This is a genomic window from Halorubrum sp. Atlit-26R (assembly GCF_003666015.1).
Lineage (GTDB): Archaea > Halobacteriota > Halobacteria > Halobacteriales > Haloferacaceae > Halorubrum.
The window spans coordinates 1-538 of record NZ_QPLT01000358.1; the positions used below are offsets into that span (position 1 = coordinate 1).

Annotated in this window: 1 protein-coding gene; it reads right to left on the minus strand. The window is 53.3% G+C overall.

Translation table 11 applies throughout. The features are described from left to right. A partial coding sequence (locus DVK07_RS20965; RefSeq protein WP_147441311.1) for an ABC transporter ATP-binding protein occupies nt 1-538 on the minus strand: 538 nt, incomplete at both ends.

The following is a 538-nucleotide window of genomic DNA, read 5'->3' on the forward strand; positions in this document are numbered from 1 at the left end:
CACCGATATCCATCTCGTCAATCGGAATGCCGTTCGCTCGAATCTCTCCCCGGTCGTACTCGTACATCCGTGCTAACAGCGAAACGATCGTAGACTTTCCCGCACCCGACTGCCCGACGAACGCGACGAACTCGCCCTTGTCTACTTCGAAGCTAATTCCCTGGAGCACGTCCTCTGTCTCGTCATACGAGAACCAGATGTCGTCAAACGCCACATATTCGATTTCGTCAGGCACTCTACGGCCTCCCGCTTCAAATTCCTTATGTTGCTCAAGGACGTCGATGAACTCCTGGGTACGGACGAGATGTGGAAGGTCGTTCTCGATCCGATAGAACATCCTATTCAAATTACTCACTCGCGGTCCGAGCCGGAACATCGCGAACAGGAACACGGCAAGCGCGCCGAAGGAGAGATTTGCGACTGTGAGTGCGACGTAAATCAGCACGAACACCGAGACCGCGACTAGCAAGTTGTAGAAATTCTGGATAGCCGCTTCGTTCCGTCGTAGCGTAATCTGTGCGTTCGTGTATTGATCGAC